Source organism: Bacillus sp. REN16, assembly GCF_020731355.1.
Taxonomy (GTDB): Bacteria; Bacillota; Bacilli; order Bacillales; family Bacillaceae_L; genus Ferdinandcohnia.
Genome location: NZ_JAJFZK010000006.1, coordinates 120,645 through 134,079 on the forward strand (window position 1 = coordinate 120,645; position 13,435 = coordinate 134,079).

Consider the following 13,435-nt stretch of genomic DNA (forward strand, 5'->3'; position numbering starts at 1 on the left):
CATCCCGCGCCGGAATTTCATCATGTGAGTAGGAGGTGGAGATTCATGCAAATCGGAGAAGAACTAGTCATCGCAATTTTAGATAGTATTGATGAAGCCATTCATGTAGTAAATGAGGAAGGAGTCACCATCTTCTATAATCAGGTGGCAGCAGAGCATGATGGGCTAAGCCGGGAAGAAGTCCTTGGAAAACATCTTCTTGAGGTTTTTCCCTCATTAAATGAGAATTCTAGCACACTATTAAAGGTGATTCGCACTAAGCAGCCGATTTTTCATCTCCCCCAAACCTATAAAAATAAATGGGGAAAGCTGATTGATACGGTGAATACGACGATTCCAATTAAAATAAACGGTACCTTCATTGGTGCGGTTGAAATTGGCAAGGATTATTCAAAAATCAAGGACTTATCCAATAAATTAATGGACCTGCAATCCAAGGTTCGAGGCGTTACAAAAAAGCCGAATGAAATCTACGGTGCTAAATACACTATTCATGATATCCTGACGAAAAATGAGCGCTTCAACCATGTGAAGAAGCAAGCGATTAAGGTTGCGAACTCTTCATCAACAGTTTTGGTGTACGGGGAAACAGGCACGGGAAAAGAGCTGCTCGTTCAAGCCATTCATAATGAATCACCAAGAAGACAATCACCATTTATCGCACAAAACTGTGCGGCATTACCTGAAAGCTTATTAGAAAGCATTTTATTTGGAACAGTAAAGGGAAGTTATACAGGAGCGGTAGACCGTGCAGGTTTATTTGAGATCGCACATGGCGGGACGCTTTTTTTAGACGAAATCAATTCAATGCCACTTGAGCTTCAATCACGATTACTTCGTGTTCTAGAAGACGGGATGGTGCGCAGAATCGGCAGCCCGAAAGCTCTCCAAGTGGATGTTCGCGTGATAGTGGCATTAAATAAGTATCCGTCGGAATGTGTCAAGGACCACGAATTAAGGCCGGATTTGTACTACCGTTTAAATGTTTTTTCTCTTGAAATTCCGCCATTACGTGAACGAATCGGAGATATCCCTTATTTAGTGGATCATTTTATAGGACTCTATAACCATAGCTTTCAAAAAAATATTTCAAAAGTGGATGCTGCGGTTCTTGACCTTTTCGCTCGCTACAAATGGCCGGGAAATGTCCGTGAGTTAAAGCATATTATTGAGCACGCCATGATCATGGCGGATGGTTTGAGCCTAACGATGGACTTACTGCCAAATCACCTTGTGGATTCGCCAGACAATACCTCAAAGCATTTATTAAGACCACTTCGAGAGGCCGTTCGGGAAACGGAAAATTCATTGATTGAAGCAGCTATGGAAAAGTCAGGAGGGAACATCAAGCAGGCCGCAAAATTGCTTGAAATCCCACGTCAAACCTTGCAATACAAATTACAAAAGAAGAATTTTTAGCCCAATTTACAGATAATCTCCTTTCTGCTTTAAGAATTGGCATGCTACTTGCATGTTAATTAAAATAGGGAGGAGATTTTTTATGCAGATGAACTTATATAAGCCTAAGCGTCATTGGAAGGACATTGAATTATGGAAGGATGTAACAGAAGATCAATGGAATGATTGGATTTGGCAATTAACCAATACAATCCGCACCATTGATGATTTACGAAAGGTGATCAACCTAACACCAGAGGAAGAAGAGGGCGTCTTGATTTCAACAAAGACAATTCCTTTAAATATAACGCCATATTATGCTTCATTAATGAATCCGGATGATCCACGGTGTCCAATTCGAATGCAATCCGTCCCAATAGGAAAAGAAATTTATAAGACAAAATACGATTTAGAGGATCCCCTTGAAGAAGATGAGGATTCTCCAGTGCCTGGACTGACACATCGTTATCCAGACCGTGTTCTTTTTTTAGTGACAAATCAGTGCTCGATGTATTGCCGCTATTGTACGAGAAGACGATTTTCCGGTCAAATCGGCATGGGGGTGCCGAAAAAACAGCTTGATGCAGCAATCGGCTATATCGCGAACACTCCTGAAGTGCGTGACGTCCTCATTTCAGGTGGTGACGGTCTACTGATCAATGACAACATCCTTGAATATATTTTGAAAAATTTACGGGAGATTCCCCATGTGGAAATTATTCGAATTGGAACGAGAGCACCGGTTGTATTTCCTCAACGTATTACTGAAAACCTGTGTAATATTTTAAAGAAATATCATCCGGTTTGGTTAAACACACACTTTAACACCTCGATTGAGATTACGGAAGAAGCGAAAAAAGCATGTGAAATGCTGGTGAATGTCGGTGTTCCAGTCGGAAACCAGTCCGTTATTTTAGCTGGCATTAACGACAGCGTCGAAATCATGAAAAAACTAATGCATGATTTAGTTAAGATTAGAGTTCGACCTTATTATATTTATCAATGTGACTTATCTGAAGGAATTGGTCATTTCAGAGCACCCGTTTCAAAGGGCTTGGAAATTATCGAAGGCCTGCGCGGACACACTTCAGGATATGCTGTCCCGACGTTTGTGGTAGATGCTCCTGGCGGGGGCGGGAAAATTGCCGTGCAGCCGAATTATCTGCTTTCACAAAGTCCAGAAAAGGTTGTCCTTCGTAATTTTGAAGGAGTTATTACAACCTATCCAGAGCCAGAAAACTATGTGCCAGGACGTGCGGATGCCTACTTTACTGACCATGTTGGTTCGCTTGAAGATAAAAAATCAAAAGCAGGTATTGCCGGTCTGTTGGGTGACGGATTCAATCTCGTCCCAGAGGGAATCAACCGTATTTCCCGCAGAAAGAAATACAATGAGGACCCAACTCACAGCACATTAAAAGATAAACGTGACAAACGCGATGAATTGAAGGAGAAAAAATATCAATCGACATTGAAAAAAATGCAAGGCGGTAAGGATGAGGAAGCATCAAGTTAGGAGGTTATATTCTTGAATTGTATGTGGTGTGAATCAGAGAAAGCGAATGAAACGACCAACAGTGTGTTTTGGGAACTCCCAGACGGAACGCGCGCAATTGAAATTACTGAAACACCCAGTGTCAAATGCGTAAATTGCGGCATGGAATACCAAGAAGAAACCATTATCAATGAAATTGAAGACCAACTTATGCTAATTGATACAAAAAAACTTTCTAAAACGATTCAATACAAGGAGCTCATGGAAATTCCGCGATTTTTAAAGCATAACTATTTCCGATTTTAGTTGACATGACAACACAACATGATAAAATGACAAAAAAACTGTTCGACAGGGGTAGGAAGTGGTTGCTTGGGGAAGTCATTTTATCATTATATTGTGAAGTTTCGTGCGGCGAAAGCGAAAGATGAGATTAGTCAATTTGCAAATGACGTGTATCTGGATCACAGCTTTCCCATTTATTCGAAGGATTACAACGAATTGAGCTCGTATTTGGAGCTAAACGGACAGTATTTAAAAAGTATGTCTATTTTCGATAAAGCTTGGGAGCTATACCTAAATGAAGATTGAGTGTTCAACCACCGAGATACAGATTCTCGGTGGTTTTTAAGTTGGATGAAATGATATTTTTAAAATACTGTCGCTGTTCAGGATTTACTGCCACTAAACAGGATTTACTGTCACTAACCGAATTGCATGCCCCCTCACGACCTTTAAACCGAACACTCCAATACCCACAAATTTTAGGCTCGCCCCCCACTAATTTTTCTTATCTCACAAGCCCTATTCCAATGCCGTTTTACATGGGCCTTGCATATACTATCACACACCCTTCAAATCGACACAAAAGCTAAAGGGATGAGGATATGGATGGTAAAAATAAAAAGCCAAAATACAAACTAGGGGATATCGTTGTAGTTACGTTATATGGAACAGTTGGGTCTGTGACTGATATTCGCAAGCTAGATGGGAATTTTCTATATAAAGTTAATAAAGGTGAAGCATTTTATTCGGAAGCTGCATTAACTCTGCTATCTGAATACAAAGCAATGCCAATCGAAATTGAAAAAATCGAAATTGAATATAAATATTATTTTGGTGACCTTGTCTTTGTTCAAGGCTATGAGAATGATGTGTTTAAAATTGTCGGGATACACACAGAAATTTGGAGATATAAAGAGGGTGCATGGGAGGATGTGATTTACGAATTAGCGCGAGTGACAGATGGTGAGTGGCTCGAAGCGGGAGAGGATGAGCTGACACTACTTGCAGATTTTGATCAAGCCGAAACATTCCTTCAAAAATATTCGTTGAAGTATTTTGTGAAAAAGAAAAACAAAAATGTGGGGATGTATGAAAATATGGATATCTATCGTAAATCCGAAAAAGATCATATGCGTATCAAAAAAGAAAAAAAAGAAATCATTGACGGCTTACTTGATGTCTACAACGACTACAAGATCCTGTACGATATGTTCCAGGATCAGAAATATAAAGATGTGATGGATTTAGCAATGAAGAATTTACAAAAATTTGAGTCTGGGAAAGGTAACGATTAACCCATGAAGAATGCTTGGACTAACACATAAATGAAATAAGGGATCCCTAAAAATAAAATAGCAGAAAATAATCCTTTTGTTACTTTTCCTAACACTTTGTCGAACCCATCTCCGTCAATAAATTCAAGGAATTTATTTGTCTCTTTGACTTCTTCTTTAACTGGGAATTTTAGGATAACGGCATGCTTTGTCATGAGAACCCCTCCATTAGGCTTGTCCACTATTTATATTTCATCCTATGTATGAACCTTTGAATTCATGACTAAAAAATAAAATACATACGAAAATGACATAGGTGTAGGTTTTAAAACATACATCTTATGTAAAGGGGGCGATCATGCTGAAGGAAATTGAGGTTGTTATTGATACGGAGGAAATTGCGGAATTTTTCTATAACGAGCTTGTCCAAAGGGGATTTGCCCCAGGCGAGGAAGAGCTAGAGGAGCTAGCAGATATCACCTTTGAATACTTGCTTTATAAATGCGTAATCGATGAAGAAAATGAAGATTGAGTACATATGACGGCGGAAAACCCGTCGTTTTTTTGTTGGTTAAAAAAATCAATTTTTTAGAAATTCTTTTTGTGCCTGGACGTATAGTTTTATATCAAGGTGTAAGAGGAATACTCGAAAAAATTTTATTGAATATTAAAGGGCATCCAAAATATGGACGCCCTTTTTCTTATATCATTTATTATGTCCAGGACCGTTTTTTCGGCCGCCTGCCGCGGAAAATTCTTTTCCATGTGCGATTTGTTCTGCTTCGATTGCTTCTGGTGGTACATGATTATTCTTCTTTGGTGCACCAGTTCGTGCGCGATTTTTTTTACCCATATATATCCCTCCGCTTATTTAGGCTGGATAAAGCCATCTTTTTCTTTCTTCGATGTATTTGGTGGATTGCCAACACCTTTTGTTGTGTCGGTAGCATTTGCATATTCAACAGCCTGACGCAATTTTTTGCTCATTCTTTCATTTGCCACGTATGAAAACCCTCCTTCAAAAATGATACACCCATAGCTTTCCCCAGTTTTTTGCGTTCATGACAATTTTTAAGTAGAATGTATATGTGGTAAGATAGGAAACATGCAATATTTACATAGGAGGAACATGAATGAGTACACATATTGGTGCAAAGCAAGGGGATATTGCTGAAACAATATTGCTTCCAGGAGACCCATTGCGTGCAAAATATATTGCAGAAAACTTTTTTGAAAATGTAAATTGTTACAATGAAGTGCGTGGAATGCTTGGTTTTACTGGTACATATAAAGGAAAGCGAGTATCTGTACAAGGAACAGGAATGGGTGTTCCATCCATCTCCATCTACATACATGAATTAATGAATGAATATGGTGTCCAAAACTTAATTCGCGTTGGGACTTGCGGTGCGATTCAGAAAGATGTGAAAGTGCGTGATGTCATTCTAGCGATGACGTCATCAACGAATTCACAGATGAACCGCATCAACTTTGGAACTGTGGACTTTGCGCCAACAGCATCATTTGATCTATTGAAAAAAGCGTATGATGCCGGAATTGACAAGGGTTTAAATCTAAAAGTAGGAAATGTCTTCACAAGTGATGTATTCTACAATGAAAATGCAGAATTAGAAAAATGGGCTCAATACGGTATACTTGCTGTAGAAATGGAAACAACTGCATTATACACATTAGCAGCGAAGTTTGGACGAAATGCATTATCTGTTTTAACGGTGAGTGATCATATTTTAACTGGAGAAGAAACAACAGCCGAAGAACGACAAACCACATTTAATGATATGATCGAGGTTGCGCTTGAAGCAGCGTTGAAGGAATAATTTGAAAGGGGAAAAGATTTCGGGTTTCGAGATTTTTTCCTCTTTTATTAGGGTGATCAAATATGGAAAATCGTTTTGTTAAATATGGTGTAACACTTGTAATCGTGCTAATTGTTCTCTTTTTTGGTTCAAAAATTTTTTCTCCATCGGAAGTCTTTACTGACACCGATGAAGCCGTTAAAAGTGAGTTGATTGTAAACGGCTTCAAAATTGACGGGATTACGTTCTATGGAAATCAAGTTCTCGCTATGCTTGAAGAAAAAGGTGAAAAGAAGCTTTATATTGGAGATAGACAGCAATCCGTTATCGAAAATGTGAAGCCGTGGGTTGATTTTCAGCTTCCGAAGAGTCCGGATAAAACCTATCAAGGGGTTGAAGTTAATCCAGATTCTCACCTTATGTATTTGTATGGGAAAAAGAAAGATGGCAGTAATTTTATGGAAATCATTAATATTGCAACGAAAGAAACGGTTTCAGAAATCCCGTTTGAGGATTCAGCTGAAATCAGCAATATTAAGTTCAAGAATGGGTATATGGAAGGAATGCTGTACGCGAGAACCAATCCAGAAAAGCAAAACGCGGAAATCATTTTTAATACGACCGAATTTAATTCTCATATGGATTTATTAGTCGTTGAGCTGCCATCAAAAAAAGCAAAACTCGACTGGGTTGATGCCAATCCGGAGCTAGAACAGATTGTCTACACGATCAAAGATGAAGGCAAGGTTTCGGCATATGTTCACGATCTTACAACCAATCAAACGACTCAGCTAAAAAAAATAAATGGAGATAAGTTTTTATTCGATGGCGAACAGCTTGTCGGTTTTAAATCAAAGAAAGACAAGCTTGAAATTAAAGTCTACGAATACAAGCAATCAGATTCGGCTGTGGAAAAACAGTCTGAAACATATGATATCGTTATTAAAAATGGAATTGTACTTGATCCAGATAAAGAGACTCTAAAAATTGGGTATCATGTTGGCATAATCGATGATAAAGTGGCAGCAATCACAAAAACAACTATTAAAGGTAAAACCGAAATTGATGCGTATCAAAAAATTGTAAGTCCAGGTTTTATTGATATGCTCTCGTTCAATCCAAGTCCGATGGGAGCGAAATTTAAAATTGCTGACGGGGTCACAACGAACCTCTCAATGCACGGGTGTACTGTTGATTTTAATGGTTTTTTTAATCAGTACGGTCAATATCCAACATCAGTAAACTACGGTGGTGCCTTGTATGCAGTTCGCCTGCGCTATGAGGCAGGTCTCGGTAATCATGGCACGCCAACTCAGGAACAAATTGATTATATGGTAAAACGGGCTCGTGAGGAAATTAAAAAAGGTGCACTTTCAGTCGCGTTTAGTCCTGAGTATTATCCTGGAACCACCCCAGAAGAGATCAAAGCCATCATGAAGGTTGCAAAGGAATATGGGCTTGTTACTCATTTTCATGGCAGACACTCCAGTCTAACAGGTGAGCACACTAGTATTGATTCTGTTAAAGAAGTCCTGGGCTATGCAAGGGAGCTTGATGCACCGGTTCATTTTATGCATCTCCATAGTACAGGAGGGACAGGTGCGATGGATGAGGCACTTGCATTAATTGAAGAAGCTCGCTCTGAAGGTTATCAAGTCACATATGACGTCTATCCATATGATTCATGGGCGACGAATATTTCATTTGAACGTATGGCAGGAGACTGGCAGTCACGTTTTGGCATCACTTATTCCGATATTCAGGTTGCGGGAACAACCGAGCGATTGACAGCAGAAACTTTTCCAAAGTATCGTAAAAAAGGTGGAATCGTCATTGTCTATGCAATGGAGGAGAAAGAGCTCATTCAAGCACTCCAGGTCGAGCATAGTATGATTGGCAGTGATGCGACAATGGATAATGAATTTAATCATCCTAGGGGAGCGGGAACCTTTTCAAGGTTTATTGGGCGATATATTCGTGACCTTGATGTTTTGCCGCTTATGGAAGGGATGAAGAAGATAACAATTCATTCTGCAAGACAGATTGAGGATATTGCACCGGCGATGGCTACACGAGGAAGACTCCATGAAGGCGCCACGGCCGATATTACGGTGTTTGACTACAATACAATCATTGATACATCGACAGCTGAAAAACCAGCATCACCTTCAAAAGGAGTCGACTATGTCATTGTATCTGGGAAAATTACAAAGGATGACACAGGAGTACTAACTCAAGTTAAAAATGGACAACCAATCATTGGAGTATTTAAGTAAAAGCACAGCGTCCGTTTTGGCTCATTTTTACAGCCGTATTCCTCTCTAAAAACGCAAATACTTTTAAAGAGGTGATTTTATCATGAATCATGAGAAAGATTTTGATCGAAATCATAACCGTGAGGATGCGCTAACAGATAATGCCTTAAAGGAAATTCTGGAAACAGCCTATTCAGCAGAATCTGAACTGATGCGACGCTATTTGATTACCTCTGAAAGAATTCATCATGATGTGGAACTAAAGGAAAGACTTGCCAATTTTGCAGAAGGAAATGCGAAACGGACTAAACAACTCCAAAATGAACTTGAAAAATTACACTAAATAATTGCCACGGAGGTCTTCTTCGTGGCTTTTTGTATACATGAAACAATGGTTAATTGCTTAAGCTATATTCAAACAATTATGGAGGTGTATCGATGCCTGAGTTGCCAGAAATGGAGACCTATAAAAACCTCCTCCAGTTAAAAATAGCAGGATATACGATTAATAGCGTCGAGGTAAATCGTGAAAAATCGATTAACAGCTCGATTGCAGAGTTTAAAAATGAGCTTATTGGCAATAAAATTACCCGCATCCATCGCAGGGCAAAGCAGTTAATTTTTGATCTATCAAGTGGTAAAAAACTATTGCTTCACCTCATGTTAGGTGGCTTAATGTACATTGAAACAGATGACGATACTATTACAAGGACAAAACAAGTTATTCTTAGCTTTGGGTCGCATAGGCTTGTTTTCATGGGTCTTCGATTAGGTTACTTACACCTGCTTACTTCAAAAGAAGTGGAGGAGGAATTTGCTAACCTAGGTCCTGAGCCACTTCAGCCCAATTTTACACCACAGGTTTTTCAAAAATTAGCCGAACACAAAAAAGGAAAACTGAAAACAACATTAGTAGATCAACAATTTATTGCCGGAATCGGAAATCGCTACTCGGATGAAATTTGCTTCGCTGCCGAATTACTGCCAACCAGAGCCTTTGATTCCCTCGACAATTCCCAGTTACAAAAACTTCATTCATCGATTCAAACTGTATTACAGGAAGGAATTAGCCACGGTGGATACATCGATTTGCCTCTATTTAGAGGAGATCAACTAACAGGCGGTTTCGAGGAAAGATGCAGAGTGTATAATCGAGAAGGTGAGCCATGTGTCCGCTGTGGCTCGGTGATTGTGAAGAAGGAAGTGTCCTCACGCAAGACATTTTTTTGTGCAAATTGCCAAATCTGAAAAATTTACTTGATTATCATGGTGTTTCATGGCTATTCTATAAGAGAATGAATATTAGAAAGAGGGAAAAAACATGGCAGAAAAAACTTTTACAATTACAAGCGATGCAGGCTTACACGCTAGACCAGCTACGAAGCTCGTACATAAAGCAAGTCAATATCAATCAGAAATTACACTTAGCTTCAATGGAAAATCTGTTAACCTTAAATCAATCATGGGTGTAATGTCTTTAGGTGTTCCAAAAGGCTCACAAATCGTGATTCAAGCTGAAGGTAATGATGAAGATGCTGCATTAGAAGGTATCGGTTCTGTATTAAAAGATGAAAAATTAGGTGAATAATTAAAAATAGAAAACAACCATCGATTGGATGGTTGTTTTCTATTACGCTGTATCTTCTTCTTCGTCCTTTGATAATACCAATGCACCGTGGCGGATTAAGTATTGAAAATGAGAGAGAGGGAAGACCCCTTTTTGTCTTGATTCAAGCTCTATTCGAACAGATGATTGATTTATTTCAACAACTTTTAATGTTTTTGCTTCACATAAGTTCGGAACGAATTTGGACGTAATGCCAAATTCCATATTGTTCACAAGTTCAAGGTTTTCTCTTGCCAATTTTGTTCACCACCTTCTTCATATACGTAATATACCCAATACGTAGAAAATCATACCAGAAATACTAGTTATTACAACTTAATTCATTTCAGTTCACATTATTGGAATTTTATTGATAAAATCGTTAATATTTAAATATGATGATTATTTATTTTCAGTTTGGAGGATCCACATTTGAAACCGATTAGTAAGGAAGACGTACAGGAATTAATTAACCGTTTTGCCAACCAAAACGTATATATTCACCTTGAAACAACAAATGGCGCATATGCAGTACATTCAGGTGCCCGAAAAACCTCAGCAGGTGCATTTATTCGAAACGCCCTTGTTTCTTATTCAGAAGGAAAAATTGTCGGAAATGACCCATACCGTGTAGGCCTTAAGATGGACATAGGCTGGATTTATGCAGAAGGACTTACAGATTGGGAATTAGACGAGAAAGATCGTTTATTACTTGCCGGACATGATGAAGAAGGAAAGCTTGCTGTCGCTCTTCAAATCAGCACAACCCCATTCTAAGGATTTGGGACAATCATTATGGCATAATTTGAATAAAGGAGTAGTAAAATGGAACGACATATTTTAATCGTACTACCGCACCCAGATGATGAAGCTTTTGGAGTGTCAGGTCTTATTAGTTTAAACACCCAAAAAGGGGTTCCCGTTACATATGCATGTTTAACCCTTGGTGAAATGGGCAGAAATTTAGGGAATCCATTTTTTGCTAACCGTGAAACCTTACCAGAAATTCGCAAGAAAGAGCTAAGAGAAGCTTGTAAGGCATGTGGCATTACCGATCTTCGCATGCTAGGCTACCGTGATAAAACATTGGAATTTTTAGATCCTGAAAATATTGCAGATAGCATTGAAGAAATTATTAAAGAACTAAATCCATCCCTTGTAATCACTTTTTATCCGGGACATGGTGTTCACCCTGACCATGATGCAACAGGCGAAGCAACAGTACGTGCAGTTAAGCGAATTCCAAAAGAAAACCGGCCCATGGTTTACTGCAAGGCCATCACTCACGACCGTGTCGAAAAAATTGGTGAGCATGATGTTGAATTCGATGTAAGTGAAGTACTGGACAAAAAAATTGCCACATTAAAAGCACATCGCTCCCAAACTGAGGGACTTATGGGCAATTTACTAGAGAAAATCGATAACAATGATAAAGAGGTCTTGGAGTGGCTGCGAACAGAAGTGTATTGGACGTATAAATTTGATGATGAAAGTGCTAGGAGCTAAAAAGCCATTTTAGCTCTTAGACATAAAAGGAGCTCTTTAAATCATGGAGAACTATCCCGTTGATTTTGATCGACTTTTAAAAGCATACCAATCTCTTTGGATGAATAGAAGGCTGTGGCAAAAAGACTTCAGCAGTGAAGACATCCTTCGTGCTACTGTTCGAAGGGACTTGCTTGATGAACTGACTCATCCAAGGTTGCAAAAAACACCATACGAAAAATTTTTTATAGCAAGTAAAAGAATCTTTGACTCTAGCTTGCCGATAGAAGATAAACTTAATATACAGCATGTCTACCTTGAAGAAATGGAAAATGTGAAGAAAATGTAAATAAAATAAGAAAAAATTTACAAATAGTTCAAAGTTCTGTTGTACAACCACGGAATTTCCTTTATAATCGGTGCATATACAAGAAGGGCTCGTCAAAATATCTCAAGACATCGAGTAATGAAAGGGGTATTTTTATGGAGATGAACATGTATATGGAAATTTCAGTGATCTTATTTTTGATCTTTGCATTTTCCTTCGCACATTCTATTTTCAAAGGAACTAATAAACGTGTAGCTAAAATAATTACTGCAACGTTTATTAGTTTATGTTCATTTGTTATTGTCTGGAGAGTAGCAAGTCTATTGTCCTATTTTGATTAATTATAAAGACATAATCAGCGAAAAGAGCGATAGGTAACATCGCTCTTTTCTATTGTTCTCCATCTACAATTGAACCAACTTTCTCGGGTGAAACAATATATAAGCCCATTTCCTCTTCTAATTCCTCAATTGACTTATTTTCAATTGCTTCATCTTTTGATGTAAAATTTTCCAATTTCTTCACCTCAAAACTAGTATGCCCATATACGAATAGTTCTTTTCTTGATTGTAAAACTAAGCATATACGCAGAAGAGGAGACGAAATCATGAGATTTGGAAGTCATATTAGTATCCGGGATGGATATTTAGGCGCTGCTTATCATGCAGTAAAAATTGGAGCAAAGTCCTTTCAATATTTTCCGAAGAACCCACGAAGCTTATCTGTAAAGGAATTTGATTGTCACGATGCAAAGGAATGTGCGAAATTTTGTAATGATCATGATTTGTTGACGATTGCTCATACTCCATATCCAACCAATTTAGTTGCCGATGAAGATCAAATAAAGCTAGTTATCGATTCGTTATTAAATGATTTGGAGATTGCCAATGAATGTGGTTCGATTGGGGTTGTTGTTCATTTTGGAGTTTTGAAAAATACAACAAACCCACTTGAAGGCTATCAGCGAATGATCGGAACGCTCAATGAAGTGTTAGCAAGATGGGATGGTGAAGCACTTATCTTGCTAGAAAATAATGCCGGGAAAAGTGGACCAACTGGTACTATGATAGAAGAACTCGTTCAAGTGAGGCAACTCACTGAGTATCCAGATAAAATCGGTTTTTGTTTAGATACGTGCCACCTGTTCGCAAGCGGTGTGTGGGATGGCGATAATTGGCATGAGGTTGAGGAAAAAGGGATTGAACTAGGGCTTTTTGAACATCTAAAAGCCGTGCATTTAAATAATTCTGCTTATCCAACAAGGTCGATGAAGGACCGACACGCCAATATTCCGTCTGGGGAGATAAAAGTCGAGCAAATCATCGAATTTTTACTGAGCCCAGTGTTTAGAGATATTCCATTTGTGCTCGAAACACCTCATGAGAGAAAATTTTCGCATGAAGATGAGATTAAGTTTTTGAATGAGATGATGGGTCAGTTTGCTAACGGCCATAAGCCGTAATTTTAACAAAAAACCAGCCCTCAAAAAAGG

The 13,435-nt window shown here is 38.6% G+C and carries 20 protein-coding genes; 15 read left to right on the forward strand and 5 right to left on the reverse strand.

Annotation, left to right across the window (positions count from 1 at the left end; translation table 11 throughout):
* The first annotated feature begins 45 nt into the window (after positions 1–45).
* The 5 genes from LKW28_RS09620 (at position 46) to LKW28_RS09640 (ending at position 4,473) form a co-directional block, all read left to right on the forward strand.
* Positions 46–1,419 (forward strand): sigma-54 interaction domain-containing protein, encoded by a 1,374-nt coding sequence (locus tag LKW28_RS09620; RefSeq protein ID WP_229140150.1) that lies wholly within the window; start codon positions 46–48, stop codon positions 1,417–1,419.
* Positions 1,420–1,501: 82 nt separating this feature from the next.
* Positions 1,502–2,914: a lysine 2,3-aminomutase gene (ablA, locus tag LKW28_RS09625; RefSeq protein WP_229140151.1), complete on the forward strand. Its 1,413-nt coding sequence runs from the start codon at positions 1,502–1,504 to the stop codon at positions 2,912–2,914.
* Between the two features lie 12 nt (positions 2,915–2,926).
* Positions 2,927–3,199, forward strand: a complete 273-nt coding sequence (locus tag LKW28_RS09630) for a YokU family protein (RefSeq protein WP_229140152.1) — start codon at positions 2,927–2,929, stop codon at positions 3,197–3,199.
* Between the two features lie 66 nt (positions 3,200–3,265).
* Positions 3,266–3,484 (forward strand): YozE family protein, encoded by a 219-nt coding sequence (locus LKW28_RS09635; protein ID WP_229140153.1) that lies wholly within the window; start codon positions 3,266–3,268, stop codon positions 3,482–3,484.
* 296 nt (positions 3,485–3,780) lie between these two features.
* The gene (locus tag LKW28_RS09640; protein ID WP_229140154.1) at positions 3,781–4,473 is read left to right on the forward strand and encodes a hypothetical protein; all 693 of its coding nucleotides are present in this window, start codon (positions 3,781–3,783) and stop codon (positions 4,471–4,473) included.
* Here LKW28_RS09640 and LKW28_RS09645 read toward each other — a convergent pair.
* Positions 4,470–4,667 (reverse strand): hypothetical protein, encoded by a 198-nt coding sequence (locus tag LKW28_RS09645; protein WP_229140155.1) that lies wholly within the window; start codon positions 4,665–4,667, stop codon positions 4,470–4,472. The two genes, LKW28_RS09640 and LKW28_RS09645, sit on opposite strands and share 4 nt — an antisense overlap.
* 146 nt (positions 4,668–4,813) lie before the next feature.
* On the opposite strand from LKW28_RS09645, the gene LKW28_RS09650 reads away from it, so the two are divergent.
* A complete protein-coding gene (locus tag LKW28_RS09650) occupies positions 4,814–4,984 on the forward strand; it encodes a YozD family protein (protein WP_083497256.1) in 171 nt (56 codons plus the stop codon).
* Positions 4,985–5,158: 174 nt separating this feature from the next.
* Here LKW28_RS09650 and LKW28_RS09655 read toward each other — a convergent pair whose 3' ends face one another.
* Positions 5,159–5,305 (reverse strand): hypothetical protein, encoded by a 147-nt coding sequence (locus tag LKW28_RS09655; protein ID WP_229140156.1) that lies wholly within the window; start codon positions 5,303–5,305, stop codon positions 5,159–5,161.
* Between the two features lie 14 nt (positions 5,306–5,319).
* Positions 5,320–5,454 (reverse strand): hypothetical protein, encoded by a 135-nt coding sequence (locus tag LKW28_RS22955; RefSeq protein WP_267497976.1) that lies wholly within the window; start codon positions 5,452–5,454, stop codon positions 5,320–5,322.
* 131 nt (positions 5,455–5,585) lie between these two features.
* On the opposite strand from LKW28_RS22955, the gene deoD reads away from it, so the two are divergent.
* The 5 genes from deoD (at position 5,586) to LKW28_RS09680 (ending at position 10,112) form a co-directional block, all read left to right on the forward strand.
* Entirely contained in the window at positions 5,586–6,290 is a 705-nt protein-coding gene (gene deoD, locus LKW28_RS09660) for a purine-nucleoside phosphorylase (RefSeq protein WP_229140157.1), read from the forward strand.
* 62 nt (positions 6,291–6,352) lie between these two features.
* On the forward strand, positions 6,353–8,545 hold the full coding sequence (locus tag LKW28_RS09665; RefSeq protein WP_229140158.1) for an amidohydrolase family protein: 2,193 nt from the start codon (positions 6,353–6,355) through the stop codon (positions 8,543–8,545).
* A gap of 82 nt (positions 8,546–8,627) precedes the next feature.
* Positions 8,628–8,867 (forward strand): hypothetical protein, encoded by a 240-nt coding sequence (locus LKW28_RS09670; protein ID WP_229140159.1) that lies wholly within the window; start codon positions 8,628–8,630, stop codon positions 8,865–8,867.
* Between the two features lie 95 nt (positions 8,868–8,962).
* Complete coding sequence (gene mutM, locus LKW28_RS09675) at positions 8,963–9,772, forward strand: bifunctional DNA-formamidopyrimidine glycosylase/DNA-(apurinic or apyrimidinic site) lyase (RefSeq protein ID WP_229140160.1); 810 nt, start codon at positions 8,963–8,965, stop codon at positions 9,770–9,772.
* Positions 9,773–9,845: 73 nt separating this feature from the next.
* Positions 9,846–10,112, forward strand: coding sequence for a phosphocarrier protein HPr (locus LKW28_RS09680; protein WP_229140161.1), 267 nt, complete (start codon positions 9,846–9,848; stop codon positions 10,110–10,112).
* A 42-nt stretch (positions 10,113–10,154) separates the two neighbouring features.
* Here LKW28_RS09680 and LKW28_RS09685 read toward each other — a convergent pair whose 3' ends face one another.
* Entirely contained in the window at positions 10,155–10,388 is a 234-nt protein-coding gene (locus LKW28_RS09685) for a hypothetical protein (RefSeq protein WP_229140162.1), read from the reverse strand.
* A 174-nt stretch (positions 10,389–10,562) separates the two neighbouring features.
* Here LKW28_RS09685 and LKW28_RS09690 point away from each other — a divergent pair, with 174 nt between their 5' ends.
* Genes LKW28_RS09690 through LKW28_RS09700 form a run of 3 tightly spaced genes read left to right on the forward strand, consistent with a single transcriptional unit; the run spans position 10,563 to position 11,964 of the window.
* A complete protein-coding gene (locus tag LKW28_RS09690) occupies positions 10,563–10,907 on the forward strand; it encodes a YojF family protein (RefSeq protein WP_229140163.1) in 345 nt (114 codons plus the stop codon).
* 48 nt (positions 10,908–10,955) lie between these two features.
* Positions 10,956–11,636: a bacillithiol biosynthesis deacetylase BshB2 gene (gene bshB2, locus LKW28_RS09695; RefSeq protein WP_229140164.1), complete on the forward strand. Its 681-nt coding sequence runs from the start codon at positions 10,956–10,958 to the stop codon at positions 11,634–11,636.
* Between the two features lie 43 nt (positions 11,637–11,679).
* Positions 11,680–11,964, forward strand: coding sequence for a hypothetical protein (locus LKW28_RS09700; RefSeq protein ID WP_229140165.1), 285 nt, complete (start codon positions 11,680–11,682; stop codon positions 11,962–11,964).
* A gap of 369 nt (positions 11,965–12,333) precedes the next feature.
* Here the strand turns inward: LKW28_RS09700 and LKW28_RS22960 are convergent, their stop codons facing one another.
* Complete coding sequence (locus LKW28_RS22960) at positions 12,334–12,459, reverse strand: hypothetical protein (RefSeq protein WP_267497960.1); 126 nt, start codon at positions 12,457–12,459, stop codon at positions 12,334–12,336.
* 91 nt (positions 12,460–12,550) lie between these two features.
* Here LKW28_RS22960 and LKW28_RS09705 point away from each other — a divergent pair, with 91 nt between their 5' ends.
* A complete protein-coding gene (locus tag LKW28_RS09705; RefSeq protein WP_229140166.1) occupies positions 12,551–13,405 on the forward strand; it encodes a deoxyribonuclease IV in 855 nt (284 codons plus the stop codon).
* Positions 13,406–13,435 lie beyond the last annotated feature (30 nt).

Excerpts from the sequence above, each read along its gene's own strand:
- ablA (WP_229140151.1), top strand. The coding sequence starts at position 1,502 with ATGCAGATGAACTTATATAAGCCTAAGCGTCATTGGAAGGACATTGAA.
- LKW28_RS09680 (WP_229140161.1), top strand. The coding sequence starts at position 9,846 with ATGGCAGAAAAAACTTTTACAATTACAAGCGATGCAGGCTTACACGCT.
- LKW28_RS09670 (WP_229140159.1), top strand. The coding sequence starts at position 8,628 with ATGAATCATGAGAAAGATTTTGATCGAAATCATAACCGTGAGGATGCG.
- LKW28_RS09705 (WP_229140166.1), top strand. The coding sequence starts at position 12,551 with ATGAGATTTGGAAGTCATATTAGTATCCGGGATGGATATTTAGGCGCT.
- bshB2 (WP_229140164.1), top strand. The coding sequence starts at position 10,956 with ATGGAACGACATATTTTAATCGTACTACCGCACCCAGATGATGAAGCT.
- mutM (WP_229140160.1), top strand. The coding sequence starts at position 8,963 with ATGCCTGAGTTGCCAGAAATGGAGACCTATAAAAACCTCCTCCAGTTA.
- LKW28_RS09640 (WP_229140154.1), top strand. The coding sequence starts at position 3,781 with ATGGATGGTAAAAATAAAAAGCCAAAATACAAACTAGGGGATATCGTT.
- LKW28_RS09700 (WP_229140165.1), top strand. The coding sequence starts at position 11,680 with ATGGAGAACTATCCCGTTGATTTTGATCGACTTTTAAAAGCATACCAA.
- deoD (WP_229140157.1), top strand. The coding sequence starts at position 5,586 with ATGAGTACACATATTGGTGCAAAGCAAGGGGATATTGCTGAAACAATA.
- LKW28_RS09665 (WP_229140158.1), top strand. The coding sequence starts at position 6,353 with ATGGAAAATCGTTTTGTTAAATATGGTGTAACACTTGTAATCGTGCTA.
- LKW28_RS09655 (WP_229140156.1), bottom strand. The coding sequence starts at position 5,305 with ATGGGTAAAAAAAATCGCGCACGAACTGGTGCACCAAAGAAGAATAAT.
- LKW28_RS09620 (WP_229140150.1), top strand. The coding sequence starts at position 46 with ATGCAAATCGGAGAAGAACTAGTCATCGCAATTTTAGATAGTATTGAT.
- LKW28_RS09645 (WP_229140155.1), bottom strand. The coding sequence starts at position 4,667 with ATGACAAAGCATGCCGTTATCCTAAAATTCCCAGTTAAAGAAGAAGTC.